Source organism: Oceanobacillus jordanicus (assembly GCF_022095695.1).
Lineage (GTDB): Bacteria > Bacillota > Bacilli > Bacillales > Amphibacillaceae > Oceanobacillus_B > Oceanobacillus_B jordanicus.
The window spans coordinates 81034-106665 of sequence record NZ_JAIFZM010000009.1; the positions used below are offsets into that span (position 1 = coordinate 81034).

Annotated in this window: 27 protein-coding genes and 1 riboswitch; of the genes, 22 read left to right on the plus strand and 5 right to left on the minus strand. The window is 38.0% G+C overall.

All coding sequences use genetic code 11. The features are described from left to right. Positions 1-211: 211 nt before the first annotated feature. The 12 genes from K3T81_RS11765 (at position 212) to K3T81_RS11825 (ending at position 9837) form a co-directional block, all read left to right on the plus strand. Positions 212-736 carry a DinB family protein gene (locus K3T81_RS11765; RefSeq protein WP_238020274.1) on the plus strand — a complete coding sequence of 175 codons (525 nt, stop codon included), beginning with the start codon at positions 212-214 and terminating at the stop codon, positions 734-736. Then, on the plus strand, positions 703-1671 hold the full coding sequence (locus tag K3T81_RS11770; RefSeq protein WP_238020275.1) for a hypothetical protein: 969 nt from the start codon (positions 703-705) through the stop codon (positions 1669-1671). Before K3T81_RS11765 ends, K3T81_RS11770 begins: the two co-directional genes overlap by 34 nt. 343 nt (positions 1672-2014) lie before the next feature. Next, positions 2015-2470, plus strand: coding sequence for a DinB family protein (locus K3T81_RS11775; RefSeq protein WP_238020356.1), 456 nt, complete (start codon positions 2015-2017; stop codon positions 2468-2470). A gap of 99 nt (positions 2471-2569) precedes the next feature. Then, positions 2570-3247 (plus strand): hypothetical protein, encoded by a 678-nt coding sequence (locus K3T81_RS11780; protein WP_238020276.1) that lies wholly within the window; start codon positions 2570-2572, stop codon positions 3245-3247. Then, a complete protein-coding gene (locus tag K3T81_RS11785) occupies positions 3247-3999 on the plus strand; it encodes a hypothetical protein (protein ID WP_238020277.1) in 753 nt (250 codons plus the stop codon). Before K3T81_RS11780 ends, K3T81_RS11785 begins: the two co-directional genes overlap by 1 nt. Before the next feature lie 39 nt (positions 4000-4038). After that, entirely contained in the window at positions 4039-4533 is a 495-nt protein-coding gene (locus K3T81_RS11790) for a phosphoribosylanthranilate isomerase (RefSeq protein ID WP_238020278.1), read from the plus strand. Positions 4534-4546: 13 nt separating this feature from the next. After that, entirely contained in the window at positions 4547-5116 is a 570-nt protein-coding gene (locus K3T81_RS11795; protein ID WP_238020279.1) for a DUF4256 domain-containing protein, read from the plus strand. A gap of 42 nt (positions 5117-5158) precedes the next feature. Next, a complete protein-coding gene (locus K3T81_RS11800) occupies positions 5159-5911 on the plus strand; it encodes an SDR family NAD(P)-dependent oxidoreductase (RefSeq protein WP_238020280.1) in 753 nt (250 codons plus the stop codon). A 582-nt stretch (positions 5912-6493) separates the two neighbouring features. Next, complete coding sequence (locus K3T81_RS11810; protein ID WP_238020281.1) at positions 6494-6862, plus strand: iron chaperone; 369 nt, start codon at positions 6494-6496, stop codon at positions 6860-6862. A 63-nt stretch (positions 6863-6925) separates the two neighbouring features. Beyond that, positions 6926-7234, plus strand: coding sequence for a hypothetical protein (locus K3T81_RS11815; RefSeq protein ID WP_238020282.1), 309 nt, complete (start codon positions 6926-6928; stop codon positions 7232-7234). A gap of 140 nt (positions 7235-7374) precedes the next feature. Continuing rightward, a riboswitch (Lysine riboswitch) is annotated at positions 7375-7547 on the plus strand. A 255-nt stretch (positions 7548-7802) separates the two neighbouring features. Beyond that, complete coding sequence (nhaC, locus tag K3T81_RS11820; protein WP_238020283.1) at positions 7803-9188, plus strand: Na+/H+ antiporter NhaC; 1386 nt, start codon at positions 7803-7805, stop codon at positions 9186-9188. Positions 9189-9636: 448 nt separating this feature from the next. Continuing rightward, positions 9637-9837 carry a cold-shock protein gene (locus K3T81_RS11825; RefSeq protein ID WP_106895877.1) on the plus strand — a complete coding sequence of 67 codons (201 nt, stop codon included), beginning with the start codon at positions 9637-9639 and terminating at the stop codon, positions 9835-9837. A gap of 185 nt (positions 9838-10022) precedes the next feature. Here K3T81_RS11825 and K3T81_RS11830 read toward each other — a convergent pair whose 3' ends face one another. Then, positions 10023-10580 (minus strand): TetR/AcrR family transcriptional regulator, encoded by a 558-nt coding sequence (locus K3T81_RS11830; protein ID WP_238020284.1) that lies wholly within the window; start codon positions 10578-10580, stop codon positions 10023-10025. Between the two features lie 266 nt (positions 10581-10846). Here K3T81_RS11830 and K3T81_RS11835 point away from each other — a divergent pair, with 266 nt between their 5' ends. Continuing rightward, positions 10847-12790, plus strand: coding sequence for an efflux RND transporter permease subunit (locus tag K3T81_RS11835; RefSeq protein WP_238020285.1), 1944 nt, complete (start codon positions 10847-10849; stop codon positions 12788-12790). 4 nt (positions 12791-12794) lie between these two features. After that, on the plus strand, positions 12795-14600 hold the full coding sequence (locus K3T81_RS11840; protein WP_238020286.1) for a methyl-accepting chemotaxis protein: 1806 nt from the start codon (positions 12795-12797) through the stop codon (positions 14598-14600). A 351-nt stretch (positions 14601-14951) separates the two neighbouring features. Here K3T81_RS11840 and K3T81_RS11845 read toward each other — a convergent pair whose 3' ends face one another. Further along, the gene (locus K3T81_RS11845; protein ID WP_238020287.1) at positions 14952-15404 is read right to left on the minus strand and encodes an AraC family transcriptional regulator; all 453 of its coding nucleotides are present in this window, start codon (positions 15402-15404) and stop codon (positions 14952-14954) included. A gap of 197 nt (positions 15405-15601) precedes the next feature. On the opposite strand from K3T81_RS11845, the gene K3T81_RS11850 reads away from it, so the two are divergent. The 7 genes from K3T81_RS11850 (at position 15602) to K3T81_RS11880 (ending at position 21921) form a co-directional block, all read left to right on the plus strand. Next, positions 15602-16147: an NUDIX hydrolase gene (locus K3T81_RS11850; RefSeq protein WP_238020288.1), complete on the plus strand. Its 546-nt coding sequence runs from the start codon at positions 15602-15604 to the stop codon at positions 16145-16147. Between the two features lie 57 nt (positions 16148-16204). Next, the gene (locus tag K3T81_RS11855) at positions 16205-16612 is read left to right on the plus strand and encodes an NUDIX hydrolase (RefSeq protein ID WP_238020289.1); all 408 of its coding nucleotides are present in this window, start codon (positions 16205-16207) and stop codon (positions 16610-16612) included. 18 nt (positions 16613-16630) lie between these two features. Next, positions 16631-16852 carry a hypothetical protein gene (locus K3T81_RS11860; RefSeq protein WP_238020290.1) on the plus strand — a complete coding sequence of 74 codons (222 nt, stop codon included), beginning with the start codon at positions 16631-16633 and terminating at the stop codon, positions 16850-16852. Between the two features lie 218 nt (positions 16853-17070). Continuing rightward, positions 17071-17940 carry a GNAT family N-acetyltransferase gene (locus tag K3T81_RS11865; protein ID WP_238020291.1) on the plus strand — a complete coding sequence of 290 codons (870 nt, stop codon included), beginning with the start codon at positions 17071-17073 and terminating at the stop codon, positions 17938-17940. 52 nt (positions 17941-17992) lie between these two features. After that, positions 17993-18874: an aminoglycoside 6-adenylyltransferase gene (locus tag K3T81_RS11870; protein ID WP_238020292.1), complete on the plus strand. Its 882-nt coding sequence runs from the start codon at positions 17993-17995 to the stop codon at positions 18872-18874. 141 nt (positions 18875-19015) lie between these two features. Beyond that, on the plus strand, positions 19016-19336 hold the full coding sequence (locus tag K3T81_RS11875; protein ID WP_036577367.1) for an ArsR/SmtB family transcription factor: 321 nt from the start codon (positions 19016-19018) through the stop codon (positions 19334-19336). A 14-nt stretch (positions 19337-19350) separates the two neighbouring features. Then, on the plus strand, positions 19351-21921 hold the full coding sequence (locus tag K3T81_RS11880) for a heavy metal translocating P-type ATPase (protein ID WP_238020293.1): 2571 nt from the start codon (positions 19351-19353) through the stop codon (positions 21919-21921). A 353-nt stretch (positions 21922-22274) separates the two neighbouring features. Here K3T81_RS11880 and K3T81_RS11885 read toward each other — a convergent pair whose 3' ends face one another. The 3 genes from K3T81_RS11885 to K3T81_RS11895 all read right to left on the minus strand — a co-directional run bounded on the left by K3T81_RS11885 (position 22275) and on the right by K3T81_RS11895 (position 24349). Then, complete coding sequence (locus tag K3T81_RS11885) at positions 22275-23024, minus strand: SDR family NAD(P)-dependent oxidoreductase (protein ID WP_238020294.1); 750 nt, start codon at positions 23022-23024, stop codon at positions 22275-22277. A gap of 165 nt (positions 23025-23189) precedes the next feature. Further along, positions 23190-23369, minus strand: a complete 180-nt coding sequence (locus K3T81_RS11890; RefSeq protein ID WP_238020295.1) for a YjzC family protein — start codon at positions 23367-23369, stop codon at positions 23190-23192. A gap of 110 nt (positions 23370-23479) precedes the next feature. Beyond that, on the minus strand, positions 23480-24349 hold the full coding sequence (locus K3T81_RS11895; RefSeq protein WP_238020296.1) for a LysR family transcriptional regulator: 870 nt from the start codon (positions 24347-24349) through the stop codon (positions 23480-23482). Between the two features lie 159 nt (positions 24350-24508). Between K3T81_RS11895 and mmgD the strand changes: the two genes are divergently transcribed. Next, positions 24509-25615: a citrate synthase gene (mmgD, locus tag K3T81_RS11900; RefSeq protein ID WP_238020297.1), complete on the plus strand. Its 1107-nt coding sequence runs from the start codon at positions 24509-24511 to the stop codon at positions 25613-25615. Positions 25616-25632 lie beyond the last annotated feature (17 nt).

Genomic DNA, 25632 nt, shown 5'->3' on the forward strand with positions numbered 1-25632 from the left:
ATTGAGTTTGTTGAGAAGGTTGATCCAGTGGATTGGCCTTCTTTTTATATTGCAAAGGATATTCCTGCATAGCTGTAGAAAAGAATAATAGAAGTGCTAAGCTTGTGTTGGAGTATCTATCTTTTAATCAGCATAATTTCACATCAAGCAATACCGAAGATGATCGTCTCTGCCTTGTTTATTTATAGGAAAGGTTGAAGGAGGGCTATATATGAATTTTAATCTCAAAGAAGCAATCGAGGTTTTAGAAAGAACGCCAAAGACATTAGAAAGCTTATTGGTTGGCTTATCAGACGATTGGTTGCAATGCAACGAAGGAGAAGGAACATGGAATTCAAACCAGGTGGTTGATCATTTAATTGAGTGCGAGAAAAGCAATTGGATCCCAAGAATAAAAACTATTCTAGAGGAGAGGGGAAATAGAGTATTCCCACCTTTTGATCGTGATGCTCACCTAACCAATCCGTCTCAGAACTCTATTTGTCAAAAGTTGGAGGAGTTTAAACGGCTGCGAGGACGAAATATTGAGTTTGTTAGGGTAGAAATTACAAAGGATTCACAGTTTGAGTTAACAGGAGAACACCCCGTATTTGGGAAAGTGAAACTGCGAGAATTACTCTCCACATGGGTGGTTCATGATTTAACACATGTATCTCAGATAATAAGAGTGATGTCAGAAAGGTATAGAGAGGATGTCGGGCCTTGGGTAGAATATTTAAGTGTGCTCAAAGGCTGAAGGTTATTCGTCCTTCCAAAGCAGTTGAAAAGATAAAAAACACGAAGCGTACAATTTTTGCAGGGATTCTGTTTATATTTTTACTGACAGGGTGCTTTGGCGAAGATTATGATGTTGGTGTTCCAGCTGCTCATTTACAAGTTGGTTTACAAAGTCTTCAAACACAATTAACAGAAGCAAATGTTAGTTGGCGTTCATCGAGCGGAGAAGTAGATGAAACAATCGATAATATCGAAGAATTTGCATTAGAGCAAAATGAAATAAGGGTTTCTCCAAATCAAAAAGCCTCCTTGGAATTTAAAGAGAATGAAGAAAATGGTGGAGATATTTGGACGGACCCAACGATAACAGCTTCCTTGTGGAAAAATGGAAAGCAAACGAACATTAATTTAAAAGATAATAGAGAATTTCATTTCCCAACAAGTGAAGGGAATTATGTATTAGAGATTAACTTTATTGATTCTGCTAACAAGGCTCAATACATAGGGAATATTATCATTGATAAAACAAGCCAGCAGACTGAAGTAACTGGAGGAAAGCTTCCGAAGTTTACATTTATGGCAATGCCTACTATTAAAAAAATCAATTCAGATGGTCTGTTATTTGATAATAGTTATGACGAAGTATGTTGGAATAATTGTAGTGACGGAAGCACATATAAATACTCGGAGATCCATTCTGGCGATGTGGAACTAGGCGATAAGTTATTAATTGAATGGAGCGAAATGGAACCCCATCCTACTGAAATATATTTTCATCAAATAGATACCGATAATTATAATGCAATAGAAAAGGGTGAAATAGATACGAACACTGCTTCTTTAGAAATTGAAGTGGGGGAAGAGAATAGCAATGCACAGTATGCTATAGAATTTTTGTGGAAAGAAGGAAACGAGATTGTTGGAAAAAGTATGTTGAACTTTAGATTGGAATAATTACTGTCTATAACTACTGAATATTTATGTTTGGGAGAAAAGCATAGAGTCTCGGATTGTGACAAGGTTATTTACAAAGAAGATCATTTAGAATAACTCACTAAATTTATGCTGGATTCAAATAAGAACCGGTTTTTATTTCCGTCTATAACATTTTCAACTGCATCTAAAGGTGAAAAGCTTAAATAGATTATTTTGAATATATGGTAAAATGTACTTGGTGAAAATACAATTGTTAAAAGGAAAAGAGGGAGTGAGAGCAGTTAGCATTTTTGAGAAATATAAAACGTTTAAAGTTGAAGATATACAAGGGTACTCGCCTCAAATAGGTCATTTGGTATCTATGATGAATTATGCACGGTATACAACATTAAAAGCGGTTGAAGGATTAACTGTTGAACAGTTGGATTACTTGCCACAAAAGACTGGCAATTCAATCGGTGCATTATTACTACATATGGCTGCGGTTGAATTTGGATTTCAAGTTGAGTTCTTTGAGAATAGAAAGCCGAATGAGCGAGAGATGGAAGAATGGGGAGCTGCTTATGACCTTGGTGAATTAGGGAGAGAGCAGATTAAAGGTAACCCCTTAAAATTCTACATTAAAAAATTGGAAGATGTTCGTAGTAGAACGTTGGAAGAGTTTAAAAGCAAACAAGATGAGTGGTTATATGAAGAGGCACCTTGGGGTGGTGTGTCTGCCAATAATTATTTTATATGGTTTCATACCTTTGAAGATGAATTAAATCATAGGGGCCAGATTCGGATATTAAGGAACACGCTACCTTCTAAACTTTGATGGTAATTATAATTAAATAATGATAGAACGAAATAAATTGGTTAGAAGGTGTCTGGAATTAATATAAATTATACTTTTAACATAATCACGGTTTTAACGGTGGTTTTAGCATGGAGCGTCATTGCCTTTTTTACTTATCGTATTTATAAGAAGCAAATGGTAAAACCAAAGATATGGAAGATTTTAATTGTTATCTTGGCTGGACTTTTCTCATTCTCTATTCATTGGAAGATGTTTAACGCATTAATAGAGTTTGCGGTCCTGCCACTCGGTGTATGGATATTGTATCAATTTCTGAGAAGAAAAAATGGGCGGTGGCAGGTTTATCGTCCCTATGCCTGGTTAGGATTTTTTGCGAATTATCTATTCTTGGCATCTACTTTACTTGCATTACCAATCCATGAAGTTATTTATCCAAAAGATGATCCAACTACATATATAGCAAACCTTAATGACGCTTCTCTGATAACGATCCACCCATCAGGGAAGGAAGCTTCACTAGATAAAGAAACTCTATTAAATGAACTCCCAACCTTAGACCAAGAAGGCGTTGATAGTATCCAATGGTACGAAGATACAGTCATAGATATCGATTTAAATGAAATAAATGAACGTTTTCCCTATCAGCTCATTGGAACTTCACCTAAATGGGGAAGTGGTCTTCTTTCTATGATCTATATTGAAGCGGATGGAAAAGGCATATTACTTTCAACAACGAATGAACAACTTTATTTTCGCGCCGAAAAATCGGTTATAGAGGAGGTGGAGCAAAAGTAATGAAAAAAAGACTTTGGCTTATCGTAATTGGTATTCTAACTCTTGCAGTGCTTGCAATTATATATTGGTTTTATTTTTCTAAGCCCACTTCTTTTCCAACTAATGGACGATTAATCGAAGAAATGAATAACAGTTTTCCTAGTGCGGCAGCAAGCGAGATCCAAGACACGATTTCTGTTGATGACCACAATGTGCTTGTACCTTTTATTTCTAAAAACGATGATTACAGTTTGAGCTATTGGGTGTGGAAAAGACATAAATGGAGAATTGCCTCCATTGATACGACAGGAACACCAATGCTTTGGAAAGTCGACAGAAATCACCCTTCTTCCTATAGGGTAGTATGGAATATCCATCCCGAAGATCAATTGAGCTATGCAGCGTTTTATTTACGGAAGGATAGAGGATACCATATTATTAAAGGGATAGAACATTACGAACCAGGAGTACAAATGATGACGGAAGTCTCCTTTGAAGAGAAATCATACGGCATGTTCCAACTATCAGAGGAATGGGCGGCCTTTATGGATTCACTTTCAGAATTTGGAGCAGCTAAACAAGAGGATACATTTTATTATCGTTTTTTCCCCGAACAGTATATGTCTATAGGATGGATTCCATATGATGAACAGCATCACGAAGCCTATCCAGAGCGTTCTGTAAACGGGAGCGGATTTTCAAATGAAAAAGTGTATTTAGACTACTTAAGGATATTGGATGAAAGCGAGATTGAGATTTCGAAACAAGAATGAAATTAGATTATGGTAAAATGAAACGAACTGGAGGACCTAATGAATAAGTTTGCCGAGTTTATGCGCATCACCAAAAAACTAAATGATATGGATATTATTCCACTATTAATGGGTTCAGTAGGTTTAGAAGTTGTAACAGGTAAGAGTTGGCAGGCTCAAGACTTAGATATACATGTTCGGGGAGACAAAAGAGGGTGGGAGGTACCGCCTGAATTATCAATACATAATTGGGAAAAGATTGTTGAGGTAATGAGTTCAATAGGCTACACCTTAGTTGACTTACATGAGCATGAATTCTCAAATGGAGAGCTGTCAGTTGAATTTGGTATTATGGACACATTACCCGAGTTTGCAGGGGTGCCTTTAGAGGATTTAGAGATCCATCAAGAAGGGGATACTAAGTATTATTTATTAACTAAAAGTCAATACTTAGCCGTTTATGAGGCGTCCTCCCTGGATAGTTACCGGGCAGATCAGAATAATAATAAAGACCTTAGAAAGATTGATTTTTTAAAAGATGTGATAGATAAATAAGGAGGGAATAAATATGGCTCAGAGTAATAAGAAGGAACTATCGCAAGAACAACGTGAAACATTATTAAATACATTGAAAGCACGTTTTGAAAAAAACATGCATCGTCATGAAGAGCTGCAATGGGAAAAGGTACAAGCAAAGCTGGAAGGAAGCTATGAAAAACTATGGTCACTGAATGAAATGGAAAGAACAGAAGGAGAGCCAGATGTTGTCCATTATGATGGTGAGAAGGATGAGTATATTTTTTACGATTGTTCAAAGGAAAGCCCTAAAGGTCGCAGAAGTGTTTGCTTTGACCGGAGAGCCTTAGAGTCAAGAAAAAAACATAAGCCAGAAAATACCGCGATAGATATGGCGGCAGATATGGGTATTGAGATGCTAACGGAAACACAATATAGAGCATTACAAGAACTTGAGGAATTTGACAAGAAAACATCAACTTGGGTGGCAACTCCGGTTGATATTAGAGAGCTTGGCGGAGCTCTTTTTTGTGACCGTCGCTTTGGGCACGTCTTCCTGTATCATAATGGAGCGGAATCCTATTATGGTTCTAGAGGGTTTCGTGGCTCGTTAAGGATTTAATTGATATATATGGAAAAACAAAATCTAGTCAGGAGAGTTTTTATGCCTAATTTAAAAGATCTTGTCATTCTCGTAACAGGAGCGAATCGGGGACAAGGGAAAGCAATTGCAGAACATCTAGCAGATTTAGGTGGAAAGGTAATCGTTGGTGCGCGAAATTACGAAAGTGCAATAGAAGTAGTAGAAGAAATAGGGAATGAACGTGCTTATCCAGTGCAATTGGATGTTACCAAGGAAAGTAGTTGGAGAACAGCGATTAAGGATATTGTCGATGAATTTGGGAGAATTGATGTATTAATAAATAATGCTGGTATTTTAAAACGTAAGCCTTTTACGGAGATCTCGGCGGAAGAGTATCTGGAGTTAATTAACGTCAATCAAGTTGGGGTATTCCTTGGAATGCAATCGGTGATTCCTTATATGGAGAAGCAAGGAAAAGGTGCAATTGTAAATAATGTTTCGATATCTGCTTTTTCTCCTATAGCGCATTCTTCCGCTTATGCTGCAAGTAAAGCGGCTGTAGTGGCGATGTCTAAATCTGCAGCTATTGAGCTAGGTCCAAAAGGTATTCGGGTGAATATGATACACCCAGGTGGGGTTAATACCGACATGGCGAAAAATGGGGAAGAGGTTCCTGCATATTATCAAACTGTACCATTAGGGCGAATTGGGGAACCACTTGAAATCGCCAAAGCTGTCGCCTTTTTTGCTTCTGATGAGAGTTCCTATTGTACGGGAGCGGAGTTGGTTGTTGATGGCGGCATGACGTTGGGAAATGGAAATGATGAAGAATAGTGCATAAACTGGGAGAGCTCATAATCTAATGGAGCTCTCCTTTTCCTAAAAGTTCAATGTAAGAAAGGAGGAGTAAAGAGCGAGAAGTAAAACTAGATTATTTCCTTCCCCAGCATGGGATCATTCGTGAAGATAATGAAAAAAATTTCGAAAATTCATCTATTAAAGTGCTCCGCATCAATGTTACGATATACTTGGATGCATACTCTTTTAAATGGATATTTTAATCCTTTAATATTCTCCTACATATTTTTTTACTACTTACTGCCGGTCTTGTCGGTCAGATTTAGGGTAAATAAGGGATTTTAAAGATCGGTATTCAATGAGGTGATATTTTGGTAAATATATTGGAAAACGTATTTCAATTATCGGCTATTGTAATACTCTTATGCTCCTTCTATTTTTACCGATATTTTAAAAAGATTAAGAGAGAAAGGAAATTAACCTCAACTGAGCTTTCTGTCTATCTGATTACTCAAGTTGCTGCATTTCTATGCGCAGCGAGTTATTTCCTTCTATTCTTGGACAGGAACTTTGGTTAATAAGTATTTTTTTTTATCAGTAAAAATAGGAGGGAACACGATGGAAACGTTGGAAGAATATGTAGCGCAAATTGACCCACAACATAAAGAGAGAATGCTAGAGGTTTTGAGTTGGGTAAAGGAAACCTTTCCTAATCTAAAGTCCAGAATAGCTTGGAACCAGCCTATGTTCACGGATCATGGCACCTATATAATTGGATTTAGTGTTTCCAAAAAACATTTAGCTGTGGCCCCAGAGGCGGTAGGAATTAACCATTTCTCCCATGACATTGTAGAGGCTGGTTATGATTATACAAAGCAGCTTGTCCGAATCCCGTGGGAAAGTTCTGTTGATTACACATTACTCGACAAGATGATTCGTTTTAATATGATGGACAAAGCAGAGTGTTCCACGTTTTGGCGGAAGTAAGGGGAAAGGTGACCATAAACAGGAAATCTTTCTATATAATTTTCTAATTAAGGAGAAGTTTCGATGAATAGTAAGAAGAAAACAGGTATGATATTAGGTATTGCTTCCCTACTAATGGTGTTTATTTGCTTCATTATATTCCTCTTTAGGGGACCGAATCCTAATATTCATATAGACGCTACCATTTTTATTGTTTTATCAGCCATTGGAATTGTATTAGCTATCTTTTCTTGGATTAAGTCTAGACGACTTACCTTTTTAATTATTGGATTGCTAGGGAATGGTGTTGTGATGGGGTTTGGATTTCTATTGTTATTAGCGATGGGGTTAAGTGAAGCAATGAATGAGGTAGACAGGAATCTTTTCTTATAGAAAGAATCAACTGGAAACTTCGGAATTTCGGTGTGAAAGAAATATATAACAAAACCAATCGACAAAAAACAATATTCTTGCAATTATAAAAGTAGACATGTATAGTTATACTGAAAAATTTAATAATTACCTTACCAACTCGGTGAGGTAGAGGCGCGAACATTATTAGTAATCAATTGGAGTATGACATCAGAGATGATTGATGAAAGGGATGCTCGCCGAAGTGTAATAAGGGTCAAGCTTATTATTGCTGGGATGTCTTTTAACAAGAGGCATACTGTCATGCACGTCTGCATGGAGGACTACTGATCGAATGGAAGATACCATATTGTTAACAATGATAGGTTATTTTTCTATCATTGTTTTTTTGTGTGTTTTTTTAACCTCCATTGACGACAGAAAACGAATTTAGGATGGAGGTAAACTTAATGAAGAAGATATTTATCCCGGCATAACCAGACAAACGTCTTGCGTTTAAATTCAACCGCTATTTTAATTATGAATTTATTGGAAGAGAAGATAGGCAAAAAATGAATGCCTAAATATACTATACGAGGGGAAACTACATATGAAACTATCAACCTGGAAAGCCATATTACTACTCGTCTTATCATTTTCCGTAGTTTTAGGCGGAATTTTATATCTTGACGCACCCACCACGATTGTATTAATTTCTGCTGGGGTACTTGTTATTATTTTATCTCTCATTTGGGGGATTAAATGGAGTAAAATTGAAGAGGATCTTGTAGAAACATTAAAATCAATGCTTCCAGCGATATTAATTTTGTTAGCTGTTGGAATGCTAATTGGTGTTTGGATGTTGTCTGGAACCATTCCATTAATTGTGTTTTATGGATTGAAAAGTATTGACCCATCCTTATTCCTGATTATCACGGCAATTATTTGTTCGGTTATGTCCATTATGGCGGGAACCTCTTGGGGAACGATTGGTACAGTGGGTGTTGCGCTTATGGGCGTTTCCATTGGCCTCGGTATTCCTTTACATTACACGGCAGGAGCAATTGTAGTCGGAGCGTTTTTTGGGGATAAGCTATCTCCATTATCTGACACAACCATTATGGCGCCTGCTATGGCCGGCGTGCCAATCGTGGACCATATTAAACATATGCTGTGGACCACGATTCCAGGCTATATTATTTCACTAATCCTATATTTTATTTTAGGATTTCAATTTAATGGTCAAATTGAAAGCAATGAGAGTGTGGAACTCATATTATCCACATTGAGCAATAATTTTACTTTAAATCCGATTTTAATTCTTCCACCTCTCTTAGTATTGGTGTTAATTTATTTTAGAAAACCGACACTTCCCGTATTCGGAGTAGGGATTATTGCGGGATGTCTGTTGGCGGTAATCTTTCAGGGGAGAGAGCTGTTGGAAGTGTTCACTGCCTTAGATGGAGGCTATACTGCTTCCACAAACGTGCCAATTGTAGATGAGATACTTCAACGTGGCGGTATGTCGAGTATGTTAGGCACAGTCGCTTTGTTGATTAGTGCTGCTATTTTCGGATCTCCATTAAAATCAGCAGGAGTAATACAAGTTTTACTTGATAAGATTGTCGAGTTTGCTAAGAGTGGGAAAGCAATGATGACCTCTAGTTTAACTTTACATGGCATTCTATTTACCATAACAGGTAGTTATTATGTAACATACGCCGTTATTGGTCCAATCATTAGTCCGTTATACGATAAATTTGGTCTGCAACGAAAAAATTGGTCCAGAACGATGGAGGATACCGGAACCGCTCTATCTCCAATCATACCGTGGGGTGTAACAGGTGCATTTGTTGCAGATACTCTGCAAGTCTCAACAGGAGAGTTCTTCCTCTATGCACCCATGACATACCTTGGAATTATCTTCGCGCTTATTTATATATTTAGTGGCATTGGGATTTCAAAAACCAAAGTAAATAAAGCAAACGCTGCATAACGTCAATTTACAGCAACAATACAAAGGGTAGCTTAAGCAGGCTACCCTCTAGATTTGTTTATTCATTCATAGACAATCTCATTCCCCTTTAGCTAGCAGCTTTTTAAAATAGATCAGATTACATGTTAGAACGGCAAAAATCAATGGAGATAAATATACTGCTGCTGAAGCCCATCGATTTCAAGTAGCCATAATTGCATTAAATGTAGAGTATCTTCGATGATTAAAATTGACTACAAACTAAGGTTTTCTAGCTTTTAAATTCTTTCTTCAATAAATAATTCCGAATAAGACTTGCCAATCTAAATTTTATCTGTTATTCTAAAGAAGAATTATTTTTGTTCGGTCTCGATCTGAGAGGAAAGTATCGCAAGACAGCTTCACCTTTTATCTAAATTGAGCATTAATAGTAATAAATTGTGGGAATACCACGCAGGAGGAAACAAACATGCAACAAGGTACAGTAAAATGGTTTAACGCAGATAAAGGCTTCGGTTTCATCGAAGTTGAAGGTGGAGATGATGTATTCGTACATTTCTCAGCTATCCAAGGAGAAGGCTTCAAAACTTTAGACGAAGGTCAAGCAGTTTCTTTTGAAATTGAAGAAGGTCAACGCGGACCTCAAGCGACTAACGTTACTAAAGCATAATGATAAAAGGACTCTTTAATTAGAGTCCTTTTTTTATGTGTAAAACTTCAACACATGTCCTTAACTTCTTTGATTAAGGTCATGTGTTTTTTTTGATTCTAAGAGATAGTGTTTTAAAGAGAAACTTTTTGTTTTCTTAAAAAAAGGGAGGAACCATTTATAGCGAATCTCCCGTTACGTCACACCTATTCAATCCCCTTGTAGCAAACTGTATTAATAATGTCTGCAATTTGTTGAGGTGTCCTGTCCATATCCCGGGAAAGCCAGTGTTTAATGACGTGAATGCTGCCACTAATAATGAATGTGCTGATATAGGCAGAATCAGCAGTATCCCCTTCATACTCAACCGTCCAATTATCAATTAAGAAACTGCGGGCTACCTCCATAACTCTTTCCTCAAAAGATGTATCTTTATTTTCAATTAGAAGGGTATAGCAAATTTCATGCTTTGATTTAATGTACTCTAATAGTTTTATCGTGGTTTGCATTGCTTTTTCTTTCTGGGCGAAGTTATGAGCGTTTAAATAAGTATTCATATCTGCAATAATCTCTTCTTCAATTCTATTTAGCAGATCGTAGTGGTCCTTGTAATGTGTATAAAAGGTAGAGCGATTAATATCTGCGTGATTACATATCTCTTTTACAGTGATTGCGGAGAGAGGCTTAGACTTCAATAATGCGATCAAGCTATCCTTTAAGACCATTCGAGTATATTTTTTTCGTCTGTCCAGTTTTTTAGTCATAAAAATTCACACTTTCTTCACATATTTATCCAACACTATTGCTATTTCCGTCGGATATTGTACGTAAACTAGCATACTGGTTGTTGTTAATCCAACACGGTGTATATTATAATATATAAGATTTCAATAAAGGACGCAAGAGAGGGTGAGCTTCAATCGGCTGGACATCACAGATTATTAAACGAAAAAAATCGATTGTTATTACATTTATTATAGTAGCTATACTTAGTGTATTTGCGCAATTTGCGGTATCCGTTAATTATAATATGGTGGATTATTTACCAAAGGATACGCCGTCTACAACAGCAATGGACGTCATGGAAGAGGAATTTGATGGGGCTGTTGCAAATACCCGTGTGATGATGCGGGATGTCAGTATTCAAGAAGCCTTGGCTTTTAAGGAAGAGCTTAAAGCAATAGAGGGCGTGTCTGAAGTAACATGGCTGGATGACGCCCTTGATGTGAAAACACCAATTGAAATGGCCGACCCGGATACCGTTGAATCCTATTATAAGGAAGGAAATGCCCTGTTCTCTTTCCATATTGAGGAAGGCGAGGAAGTGGAAACAACGGATGCCATTTATCAATTAATCGGAGAAGGCAATGCGATGTCTGGTGAAGCACTAGATACCGCAACTTCACAGAAGATGACAGGGAAAGAGTCCATGTATGCAGCAGCATTGCTCATACCAATTATTATTTTAATTTTGGTCCTATCAACCAATTCTTGGGCAGAACCAGCCCTTTTCCTAACAGCTATCGGAATTTCTGTGCTGATTAATTTAGGTACAAATATCTTTCTTGGTGAGATCTCTTTCATAACACAATCGGTGGCGCCAATTTTGCAGCTAGCAGTATCGCTTGATTATGCTATATTTCTACTGCATAGTTTTGCAGATTATCGCAAGACAGAAAAGACACCAGCCAAAGCTATGCAAATGGCTATGAAGCGATCTTTTCCAGCAATCGTGGCAAGTGCCTCTACTACCTTTTTTGGTTTTATTGCACTGACATTTATGGATTTCGAAATTGGAGCAGATTTAGGTGTGAATCTGGTGAAGGGTATTGCACTTAGCTTTATTAGTGTCATGGTATTCTTGCCAGCCTTAACTTTGATGTGCTACCACTGGATCGATAAAACAAAGCACAAACAGTTGCTGCCGAGCATCCGCAATGTTGGGAAAACCTTAATTAAGTTTCGTATACCAGCATTGCTCATTCTATTATTATTGATTGTTCCTGCATACTTAGGACAGGGTAAAACCGACTTTATGTATGGAATGGGGGAGCAACCAGATTCAACAAGGTCTGGAAGTGATTCTATTGCGATAGAACAAGTGTATAATAAACATACCCCGATGGTTCTGTTAGTTCCAAAGGGAGACATTGCAAAAGAAGAAGAATTGGTTCAAGAAATAAAAGATTTTTCCGAAGTAAAAAGTACTGTATCGTATGTAGATGCAATTAGTCCGGCGATACCGGCTGAATATCTCGATGAATCGGTTACGGAACAATTCTTTTCAGATAATTACAGTCGAATTATCATAAACTCAGCTGTGGATAATGAAGGGGAGGAGACCTTTGCCTTCATTGAACAATTAAAAGAGAAAGCTTCACAGTATTATAATGATGACTATCATCTATTAGGAGAAAGTGTCACCCTGTATGACATGAAGAATGTGGTGGAAGAGGATAATACGGTTGTTAATGTCTTAACAGTAGTTGCAATCGCAATCGTGCTGCTTATAACATTCCGTTCTCTTTCCTTCCCAGTCGTACTACTGATGACTATCCAGTCTGCGGTATGGATTAATTTATCTATCCCTTACTTTACAAATATATCACTGGTTTACGTAGGTTATTTGATTATAAGTACAGTGCAATTGGCAGCAACTGTCGATTATGCAATTTTGTTAACGGAAGCCTATAAAGAAAATCGCAAAGAAATGCGTGTGTTACCTGCTGTAAGGAAAACCATCGATGAAAAGATATTCTCTATTGGAGTATCTGCATCCATTCTATCAAGTGTCGGATTTATTTTATGGCTGACATCTTCCAATCAGATTGTTGGCTCAATTGGATTATTATTAGGACGTGGAGCATTACTTGCATTCATTATGGTAGTCCTCGTACTTCCAGCTATGCTAATTGTACTTGATCGTATTATCGAAAAAACAACATGGAAACCAAACTTTTACAAGGGGGAATGATCCATTGCGCAATAAAAAAACTGTTCCAGTACTATTGGGCACAATGCTCGTATTTTCCTCCTTCTCAACAACTGCTTTTGCTGATGAGGTGAAGGAAGAAAAAGCGGGCGATTATACGTCAAAAGATGAAGTGATTTATGGAAATATGGCTGCTAGCGGCCAATTGCAAGATATGTATGTTGTAAATACGTTTCGTGTGACAGACCCAGGAGAGATTGTGGATTATGGTGAATATACCTCTGTTCGTAATTTAAGCAATCTCACTGACATTGTAAAAAGCGAAGATACAGTTGAATTTAAAGCTGAAGATAAGGAATTTTATTACCAGGGAAATATGGAGAATAAGGCACTGCCGTGGGACATCTCGATCACGTATATACTGGATGGAGAAGAAGTAAAGCCACAGGATCTAGCTGGACAGAGCGGGACATTAGAGATACAGATTTCTACATCTGCAAATGAAGAGGTGGATCCTGAGTTCTTTGAAAACTATTTGTTACAAATTGCGGTTACCCTAGATCCAGCGAATTTTGATAATATACAGGCACCAGAAGGAACAAAGGCCAATGCGGGGCAAAATAAACAAATTACGTTCTCTGTCATGCCTGATAAGGAAGAAACGTATATTATTTCCTCAGATGTTACCAATTTTGAAATGGATCCGATCGAAATAAATGCTGCGCCAAACTCCATGTCGATTGAAAGCCCTGATCTTGGCGGAGTGACAGGTGAAATGCAAGATTTGGCTGATGCTATAAGTGAAATTCATTCAGGTGTTGGTGATCTAAAAAATGGTGTATCTGAACTTGATCAAGGTGCACAAGAATTAGGAGACGGGTCCACTGAATACCGGAATGGGATGGAAGAACTAAATTCTTCCTCCAGTGAATTGGTCAATGGATCTGCAGAGATAAAGAACGCTTTAGCCACTATTAATCAAACGGTTCAAGACAGTACAGGAAATTTAGATGTAAGTGCACTTATGGAATTTCCTTCCCACCTACGTGATGTTGCAAATGGCTTAAAAGAATCTGCACAGGCACTAGGGGAATTGGAAAAAGGATACAGCGAAGCTAATCAGCAACTTGAAAAAGCAATGGCTGCTATTCCTTCCTATGAAATTAGTGAAGCGCAGATAAAGGCACTGAAAGAAAGCAACGCAGATGAAGAAGTGGTTGGGAAACTAGTCGAAACTTACCAGGCTGCAAATACAGCCAAACAAACGTACAATGCCGTGAAAGAAGCATTTAATGGGGTGTCAGGAGCAATAGAACAATCGTCGGGTGCTACGCAAGAGATGGCTTCCAACTTAGAAACAATGGCAACAGAGATTGAGAATGCCATGGCTTCTACAGGAGGCTTAGACTCCATTGCTCAAATGCAAGAAGGATTTTCTGCTCTATCCTCGCAGTATCAGACATTCCATAACGGGTTAGTAGGTTACACAGATGGAGTAGGTCAATTGACTTCATCCTACCAAGAGTTAGATGCGGGAATTCAGGAGTTGGGAAACGGAACTTCTGCAACTCGTGATGGTGTAAGTGAGCTACATGACGGTACGAAAGAATTGCATGAAGCTACTAGTGATCTTCCTGGTCAAATTGAGCAGGAAACAGATGACATGATGGAAGAGTTTGCTAACTCGGATTATGAACCTAGCTCCTTTATTTCCGATAAAAATGAAAACGTGGAAGTAGTTCAATTTGTCCTAAAAACGGAAGGGATTGAAATTCCTGAACCGGAAACAAAAGAAGAACCGAAAGAAGAAGAAAAAGGAATCTGGGAAAAATTCTTAGACCTTTTTCGGTAAATAGATTCAGACTGGGACATAACGTCCCAGTCTTTTTAAAACGCGAAATATAATAAAAAAAAACTGCTTAATTACCGCTCCGGAAAATGCTCCGCTTTCCGTGGGCACGGCCTTAGTCTCCTCAGAAGCATAAATCGCTTCTTGCGGGGCCTTCGGACTCGTGCTGTTCCCACTGGAGTCTCCACATTTTTCCTTCGCTAAAGTGTGATTAAGATACAAAAAGATTAGGGACTCTCTACAATACTTCGTTTGAGCGTCCAGTTTTTCTCGTTTAATCTTCTTATGTCTCATCCTCTTTGTGTATTACTGCATGTTAGTTTAACCCCGTCATTTTACATAATTAAAGGTAATTTAACGAGTTACTGGAATACACAATTCACAATATCCAGAGTTAACCATGTGAACTGTATATCTTTCCAAAATAGGTTTGTTATCAATTTGGTAACCACTGTTTTTTATAGTGGTATGGATTGCAGCCCATGCTTCTTTCACAGCTTCAGGTGTATGCTTAACTTTATACACTATATATTCCCCACCAGCAAATCTTCCCTCGTTTGGAGAGCCATCAAGAGGGTAATCCTCTGTGACCACAATACAGGCATCATATCTACACCTTTCAGGGAGAGTCGTTTCAGGATTATCCTGTGGGATCCCGAGTACAATTGCTGAATCAATAAGAAGGTTTTTCTCTTTAGCCCAGACCTTTAATTTTTCCATTGTTTTCATGTTGGTAGGACCATAAGGGCCAACTTGGCGCATATAGGCTAGACGGTAGTTTGGTATAATTTCAAATTTAGAGCACATACATTTTCTCCTACTCTCTATTTATAGTTAACACATCTTGAATGTATCATGATATAAAATGATTTGCCGCTTATTTTTTAAAATTTCTGTTATCGTACATTGTAGTTATGTATAATAGTTTAGTGTATGGATTATTTTAACAATTAAGTGTGGGTGCTATTTGGATTAAAGCAATTTAGAGGAAGGGGGAAGTTTTTGTGAATCGTTGGAAAACATTACACACGGAATATATTTATAAAACACCATTTGGAAATTTGAGGAAAGATAAATGTGAGCTTCCGAATGGTTTCCTTATAGATGAATACTATGTTCAAGAACATGCTGACTGGGTTAATGCGGTTGTGCTCTTAAAAGATAGAGAGATAGTACTTGTTAAACAATATAGGCATGCGGGGGAAGATTTTTTTCTTGAAATACCAGCTGGAAAGCCAGAGAGTAATGAATCTAATGAAGAGGGAATTGTAAGGGAAATAAGAGAAGAGACCGGGTTTATCACAGAAAAACAACCTATAAAATTAGCAGAATTTATGGTTAATCCTGCTACACAGACGAATAAGATAACAACATATCTCCTTTTAGATGCACATAAAGAGTTTGATCAAGATTTGGACTGTACAGAAGATATTAAGGTCACAACCGTTGGTTTTGAGGAAGTGGGTCATTTAATAAGAACAAATCAGATCAAAACCCAGCTTTTCACTGCCAGAGCTTATTTTATGGCAAAGGACTTTCTATCTGACTAATAATCTGTGAAATACATAAGTTCAAGTGAAAATTTTATACAAAAAGGAGGCTGACAGATGATACCACCAAAACATATTGTTTCTGCGGCAACAATCGTACTTAATGAAAACCAAGAGATCCTTCTAATAAAAGGGCCTAGAAGAGGTTGGGAGATGCCTGGAGGCCAGGTAGAAGAAGGGGAGTCGCTGAAAGAGGCTGCAATAAGAGAAACGATGGAAGAATCAGGCATAGAAGTCGAACTTACAAGATTTTGTGGGATGTTCCAAAACGTAGAAAGATCGATTTGCAATACGTTATTTTTGGCAAAGCCGATAGGTGGAAAACCAACGACAAGTCCTGAGAGCTTGGAGGTAGGCTTTTTTCCTATTGAGCAGGCATTAGAAATGGTCAAATGGGCAAATTTCAGGAAAAGAATTGAATACTGTTTAGATGAGAAGCTGCACCCTTTTTGTATTGAATTTTAATAAAGGTGAGTGATTTCGTTGTCGAATAAAGGGAAATTTCTGCTATGTATGGTTGCTATCATTCTTGCAACCATCCTCGTTCCAGAGCTCGTTACACGTTATATGCGTTTAGGACAAGAAAGTGTGATGCTGACAACAGATTACTATGTCACATACTTTTCATATGTTATTAGCTCACAATTAGGGCTCTTTTATCTCGTGTTTCTTTCCTATGTTGTTTTTGTTAAGAAAGATAAATAACTTTTAGAGGTGAACTAGATTGAAAGAATGGTGGAAGAGGAAGAAAGCCAAGACGAGAAGGGCCAGTAAGGATTACCAGCACTATACGAAGTGGGATGTTTTAGTGGATATCCTTATATGGGTTCCGGAATTAATTATCTTACCTTTTAGGATCATTTTTTGGCTAGTTAAGGGACTAGGGAGATTCTTAGATATTACATGAGTGGAGGGGGTAATCATTGAAGCTCTTTATAGAAAAAGCCAGTAATTTAGAAGAGTTGTCCTTATTCCTAACCAGGTTGAACAATCAAAAATGCTCACACATTGGCTATTGTGGTGATGAGGCAAAGGAAATCTATCACACATTAAAGGATGACTTCACCGGTGATAATGGGGATGTAAGGTTTCTACTAGCACGGAGTAATACAGGAGAAATTGAAGCAGCAATTGGAGTGGATATCGACGGGGATACTGCAGAAGTATGGGGCCCGTTCAACCAGACTTCTTCTATTCAACTACAACATCTGCTGTGGGAAAAACTACTTCAGGAAAATCCTAAACTTAACGTGTTCCATTTTTTTATTAATAAGGAGAATGTTCAACAGCAGATTTTTATGGATGAAATAAAAGCGAAAGTAACAGGAGAACACCTTCTTTTGGAGTTGAGGAAGGAAGATTTTGGAAAAGTAACCAAGATGGAAAGTACCTTGTTGAAAGAAAGTGACTTTCTTTCATTTAAAAAGTTACACAACCAAATTTTTCCTTCTACATATTATAATGCTGATGCAATTAAGGAAAGGTTAAGCGCTGTTAATATTTTAAAGATTCTCAAAGAAGAGGGAAAAGAAATTCAAGCTTATGCCTATTTTGAAGTGAATCCAGATATAGCAGAAGCTTCCTTAGAATATGTAGGGGTAGCAAAAGCGTGCCGGAATAGTGGGCTGGGAACAAAGATGTTAAAAGAAGCAGTGACAGAGATGTTTTCCTTTCCAACTATTAAAGAGATTAAATTGGTTGTACAGTATTCCAATGGTCCAGCAAATCACATCTATTTTAAAACAGGGTTTAAACAGCAAGATAGGTTAATAAGTTATGTGTTAAAACGGTGAGGAATTACACAAAATTGAATTAATTTTAAATTAGAAGAATGGAGGGAACTCATTGCGGAATGAACAAGTAATGATGGAGATTATATTACATACAGCTAAGAATGATGCACGAATTCGAGCAGTGTATATGAATGGGTCTAGAACAAATTCGAATGTCCCAAAGGATATCTTTCAAGACTATGATATTGTGTATGTTGTGACGGAGACAAACCCATTTATCAAAGATAAGACGTGGCTTCGTGATTTTGGTGAATTACGTATGATGCAAGAACCTGATAAGAACGACTTTGGTAGAGAAGCGGAGAATAACTCTGTTAGCTCGTATGGATTTTTAATGCTTTTTACAGACGGCAACCGAATCGACCTACGGCTCTTAACAAAAGAGAAAATGCTGGAGGAGTATGAAAAAGATAAGCTCACCATCCCTTTGTTAGACAAAGATAATATCTTGCCATCAATTGCGCAGCCGACTGATGTGGATTATCATGTGCAAAAGCCATCAGAAGCTATATATGACGGTTATACAAATAACTTTTGGTGGTGTTCGCAAAATGTTGCAAAAGGTATATGGCGTGATGAACTACCTTACGCAAAACAGATGTTTGAGCTAACAATGAGAGATGCACTAGACAACATGGTTAGCTGGTGGATTGGAATACAAACAGATTTTCAAGTTTCGCCAGGAAAGTTAGGAAAATATTTTAAAAACTATCTACCTGATTCGTATTGGAAAATGTATGAAAAGACATATTCGGATGCAGATTATGAAAATATGTGGGAGTCCATATTTGTTACATGCGAATTATTTAGAGTCCTTGCAAAAGAAGTTGCGGCACATTTTAATTTCACTTATCCAATGGAAGATGACCAAAATATGACGGCTTATTTAAAACAGGTTCGTAACCTACCAGCAGAAGCGAAGGATATATTTTAGACTGAGGAAGCATTTACCTAGATGCTTCTTTTTTTTATTTGTTTTAAGGACAAGTATTTATTTGACACACATATTAGGAACCGGTAATATGATGCTAACAAACATATTAGTATTAGCTAATGTAACGAGGGGGATAATGGAATGTTGCAGGTTGATATCGATACAAAAATGAAGTTTTTACATGGACTTTCTAATAAAACAAGAGTACAAATTCTTGAGAGTATAAAAGAAGATGAAAAGACCGTTTCTCAAATAGTTCAAGACCTTAATGGCAATCAATCAAATATATCCCAGCATCTAACATGTTTAAAAGGCTGTGGGCTAGTTGTAGGGAGACAAGATGGAAAATACGTTTATTACCGTGTGCGTAACCAACTAGTTCGAGATCTTTTAACAATGATTGATGTGGTTCTAGAAGATGTGGAAAAGGATGTTGCTTGCTGTGACAGTCATATAGATTAAGGAGTTGAAAATAAATGGCAGACAAATGCTGTGGACCAACTAATATTGAAGTTGTTCAAGATAAACAAGGTTGCTGCAGTGGTCAACCTAAAGCTGCACCCATAGAAGCAAGCGGTTGCTGTAGTGGGGCATCCAATAAACAGGAGGAAATAACATCTTGCTGTAGTAATGAAAAGGATGAACCAGAATCTCATACACCAAAGAAAGAGGTATCCAATTGTTGCGCTAGCTCCTTTACACCTCCACAAGATAATCCAGAATCACCTTTAACAGGTGAGGAAATGGAATACAGCGTACAAGGAATGGATTGTCCATCCTGTGCTTTAACCATTGAAAAAGGGGTGCGTAGCCTAGGTAACATTCAAGAAGCTAAGGTAAATTATAATACTGCGAAATTAAAAGTAGTAGCAAGCGAGAATGGTTCCCTCGACCAAGTAGAAAATACGGTGGAAAAGCTAGGTTACAAGATAGATCCAGTGAACCAAAATAAGAAGATTAAAACGTATGATGTAGAAGGTATGGACTGTGGAAGTTGTGCTAAAAGTATTGAAAACCACTTCAATCATCATCCTGCTGTTAAAAGTGTAAATGTCCATTTTTCGACTGGTAAAATGAAACTCGAACACGAAAATTCAGTTGAAGATATCGTTTCAGAAGTATCAAAGCTCGGTTACCGTGCTACATTGCTTTCAAACAAAGGCCAACCTGTGGAAACAACGAAACAGAGGCGCACGTATGGCGGTAAGACTACTCTTTCTGGTTTATTAATAGCATTTGGCTTTATTGGTTCTTTTAGTGGGCTTGCTCCAATTATATCGACGATTCTTTATGCTATCGCAATTGTGATAAGTGGCGCTAAACCAGTGAAGAGTGCATATTTTGCTATAAAAAGTGGTTCGTTGGACATGAATGTTTTGATGTCAGCAGCTGCGATCGGAGCCGCAATTATAGGTGAATGGTTTGAAGGGGCAACGGTAGTGTGGTTATTTGCAATCGGTACTGCACTGCAAAATAGGTCTATTGAACAAACAAGGAAATCTATTCGTAATTTAATGGACTTGGCGCCATCAGAGGCTTGGATTAAGGCTGGCTCAGAATTAATTAAAAAGCCAGTAGATGAGGTTAGAGTTGGAGAGGTCATTGTGATCAAGCCTGGAGATAGAATTCCACTCGATGGTGAAATTATCCGAGGTGAAACAAGTGTTAACCAGGCACCAATCACAGGAGAATCTATTCCGGTTGATAAGATGAATGGTGATACTGTCTATGCAGGTACGATTAATGAAAGTGGCTCACTTGAAGTGAAAGTTACGAAATTAGTTGAAGATACAACTATCTCAAAAATCATCCATTTAGTAGAAGAAGCCCAGGAACAGAAAGCACCAACACAAGCATTTATAGATAAGTTTGCAAGCATTTATACCCCTATTGTGTTTCTGCTGGCTCTAGCTGTGATCGTTATTCCTCCACTTCTTGGGTTGGGACCATGGGGAGAATGGACGTACAAAGGACTTGCATTATTAGTTGTTGCTTGCCCTTGCGCACTAGTCATCTCCACACCTGTAGCTATTGTATCTGCAATCGGAAATGCTGCGAAAAATGGTGTGCTTATTAAAGGCGGGACATTCTTAGAGAGCGCTGGCGCTATTAAGACTATCGCGTTTGATAAAACAGGAACATTGACAGAGGGGAAACCAAAAGTCTCTGAGATTACGCCACTAACCATATCAGAAGGCGAGCTACTTTCTGTCGCTTTGACATTAGAAGAGTACTCTACACACCCAATAGCGAAAACGATTGTTGGGTATGCGAAAGACAAAGGCTTTCAAGCGAAGGTTGGAGAATTATACAAAAGTATTGCTGGTAAAGGTGTCCAAGCAACCATTAATGGAGAAATTTATTTTGCTGGTAATCTAAAATTATTTGAAGAAATGAATATCCCACTTGGTGAAATTAACCCTGAACTAACCGAAATACAGGGTCAGGGAAAAACAGTTGTTATCATAGGTACACAAACAGAAATACTAGGTGTTATTGCTGTTTCGGATACGATTCGCCCAACGACTGTGAAGGCATTAGATGGCTTGAAACAAGTTGGGATAAACCAAGTCGTCATGCTAACAGGCGATAATGAAGGCACTGCAAAAATGATCTCAAAAGAAGCGAACGTAACGCGTTATTTTGCTGAACTATTACCGGAAGATAAGGTTAAGGCAATTAAACAGTTACAAAGTGAAGGCCACAAAGTTGCAATGGTGGGGGACGGAATTAATGATGCTCCAGCACTTGCGACATCTGACTTAGGAATCGCTATGGGTGGGGCAGGAACTGATACTGCAATGGAAACAGCGGATATCGTGTTAATGGCTGACAATCTAGAAAAATTGCCACATACCATTAAGCTAAGCAGAAAAGCATTAGCCATTATTAAACAAAATATCTGGTTTTCGGTAATTGTTAAGCTTATCGCATTTATTTTGGTTTTCCCAGGCTGGCTCACACTTTGGTTAGCTGTATTGAGTGATACAGGGGCAGCTATTATTGTCATATTAAATGCTCTACGACTATTAAAAGTTAGGGATTAACTATGCTGCATACCAGTTGCATGTTAATCAATCGAAAGGTGGATTTTCATGGAACTAATGCTAGCAATACTCACAGTCTTATAGTCCGCAGCATTATTTATTATTTGGGGAAGCCTGGTAAGCAGTCTTAATTAATATGGAAATAAATGATGAAGAATAGTTACTAAAGAAAATATAATAAGAAAAACCGGACGGTTAGTGAACTATTTTATAAATGGTTCGGATACGTCCGGATTTTTTGTGTTTTATACAATTTAGCGTAGTATTTTCCATAGCGGTGATTAAGCCGTCACTTATGCTTTATTTATTTTTCGCATTTTTAAAGAGTTGTAATGTTATCTATTTTTTAAATCTTATTTGGTGTTCGTAAAACCACCATCAATGCGGATTACTTCCCCATTGATATATTCTGCTTTTGAAGTCAATAGGAAGGTTACAAGCTCTGCTACTTCCTCTGGTGTTCCTAAACGCTTTTGTGGGATGCCACTTTCCGCATTTTCTTTCATTTCTGGATTCGCTTCATAGAAAGCTTTAACCATAGGTGTTTCAGTTGGGCCTGGTGCAATAGCATTTAAACGTAGTCCGTCTTTCGCGTATTCCGCAACCATGCTTTTAGTTAAGCCGATGATACCATGCTTCGTAGCAGAGTATGTAACCACAGAATCCTGTCCGATTACGCCTGCACTAGAAGCAGTATTCACGATCGCTCCACCACCGTTTTTCAGCATTACATCTGCTACATAGCGAACACCGTAAAGTGCACCTAATAAGTTAATACCTACGATTTGTTCAATTTCTTCTATTTTTGTATTTAAGAAGTATTCGCCACTTCCGGAAATTCCTGCATTATTAAAGAAATAATCTATTTGGCCGTACTTTTCTACTGTTTTATCGACATATTGTTTTACTTCTTCTGCTTTGGAGACATCCGCCTTGATGAAAATAGCGTCAGCTCCAGCATTCTTTACCTTTTCTACCGTTTCATTCCCGCCTTTTTCACTAACATCAACTACCGCAATGTTAACTCCTTCTTCTGCTAGACGAACAGCTGTAGCTTGTCCTAGTCCGCTGCCGCCACCTGTTACAATTGCAACTTTACTCATGGTAATAACCTCCGTTTTCTATAGCTTCAACGTTATTTAGTATACCTCTTTCAATAATATAAATTAAAAAGAGTTGCTCCAAAATATAATACGCGGAATACATTAAATTTTTTTATAAACTCAGAAAAACACCCTCCTGATTTATTACCAGGAGGGTGTTCACTTTTATGCTTTTACCCAATACGCTGCATCATTACTTGAAGGGGAAGGAGGGAATTGTTCTCCTTTTTCGATGTCAATGGTTGTATCATCGTTGTTTGATCCACCATTTACTAGACTATCAACCTTGTATTTACCGCTCTCTGGTGCATTTTCACCTGTTTTATACTTTTCGTTTGTAGCCATCTTATCCACCTCCGTTAGTTATTTAAAAGAATCCTTTATGATTCTACTATACTGTTACCGGGATTTGACTCTATTAAACATATAAATTTAAGATAGAAAAAATGGCTTTTTTACAATGCTTTCACATCAATCGTTTGAATGAATTGCACAAAGGCTTTTACAATATTTAATTCAAGGGTATCTTCATGATAATACATCCAGGTTTTTCGTGTAATTGGCTTTCCGTCAGGCAAATATAGTGGTTTAATGAAAAGCTCTGGATGTGGACGCACAACTAAATTAGCTAAAATCGCATAGCCCAACCCGTTTATGACCATTTCCTTACACGTCTCGACTTGGTTCACCTGGATATTAATATTTGGTCGTTGCTTGTAATTGTTATACCACCAATGTTCCACAAGAGACCGCATTTTTTCATCTGTATAGTAATCAATCCGCGGTAAGGTTGGAAGGTCTTCCATTTGAAACTGCCACGGAGAAGCAATACAAATCTCTTCCTCGTAAAGAAGATCTTTTTGTTCATTCCAAGCATAGTCCCCTTTAATAAAACTAATATGTACATCATGATTGGAAATCAGGCGATGCATTTCACTGCTCCAACCTGTCACAACTTGAAATTCTACATCTGGATAACTTTGCTTAAACAAGCGGAGGAGCTTCGGCATTTTATTTAGTGCAAAGAAATTGGAAACACCAACTCGAAGTGTCCCTGCTACTTGATTTTTCATGTTGTGTAATTTTTCCTCAATCTTACGCTGCTCATACAGCATTCTTACGGCATGTTGAGCCAGTTGCTCACCTTCAGGGGTAAACGTGACTCCTCGTTGTTTCCGGTTCATTAGTTGCACGCCGTAATAGTTCTCCATATTTTTTAATCGGGATGTTAAAGTCGGCTGGGAGAGAAATAGTCGTTCTGCTGCCTGCGTAATGTTTTCTGTCTCATACAAGGTCGCGAGCATTTCCCAATCCTGAAATTTCATAACACTGCCTCCTCCTTGCTATTGAAAAAATCTATTGCTAGTTATTAAAATTATATATTTTTCTTATCTTTCAATCAATTTTATAATAAAATTATACTAAGATAGCGAAGTTTATGAAAATTCAACGGAAACTGCACACTAAATTAGGAGGTTAAAAATATGGATACGAAAGAAAAGTATGTTCCTGGTCTTGCAGGGGTGGTTGCTGCAGAAACAGAGATTTCTTTTTTAGACACGGAACAGGAAAAAATTATTATAAGAGGACATGAACTCATTGACCTTTCGCAAAAAAATGATTACCTCGATATGGTGTATCTCCTTTTAGAAGGAAGCCTGCCAGATGAAGCAGTGAGAAGCGACCTAAAAGAAAAACTTATGACTCATTACGATATCCCGCAGAATGTGTTGAAAGTACTTGATCTCTTACCAGAAAACACCCACCCAATGGATGCTTTGCGGACAGGTTTGTCAGCGCTTTCAGGTTATGATGACGATCTTGAGAACCGTTCGGTGGAAGCGAATAAGGAGAGAGCATACCGCCTACTGGGTAAATTACCTGCCATTACCGTAAACAGTTACCGGCTAATCAATGGCCAAAAGGAAGCGCAGCCAGATCAGGATTTGTCCTATAGCGCTAATTTCCTTTACATGATAACAGGGGAGAGACCGGAACCATGGCAAACGGAAATATTTGATCGTTCCCTTCTTTTATATAGTGAGCACGAGATGCCGAATTCAACATTTACTGCAAGGGTTATCGCGTCTACAAACGCTGACCTTTATGGCTCCTTAACTGGGGGTGTTGCTTCCTTGAAAGGAAATCTGCACGGTGGAGCAAATGAAGCGGTCATGTACATGTTGAACGAAGTTAAGTCGGCAGCAGCCTTTGAAGAATTACTTATGAAGAAACTTAGTCAAAAAGAAAAAATAATGGGATTTGGGCATCGGGTCTACATGAAGAAAATGGATCCAAGGGCGCTCGTCATGAAACAATCCTTAAAAGAGTTATGTGATAAGAAAGGTGATCGTACATTACTGGAAATGTGCGAGGCTGGGGAAAAGGTGATGCGTGAGGAAAAAGGTCTTTATCCAAATCTGGATTACTATGCCGCTCCTGTGTACTGGATGTTAGGGATTCCAATCGGCTTGTATACACCGATTTTCTTTAGTGCCAGAACTGCTGGTTTATCCGCACACGTGATCGAACAACATCAACATAATCGTTTGTTCCGCCCGCGTGTGAATTATATTGGGAATAGCTACTAATCGAAAAAGGGGAGAAG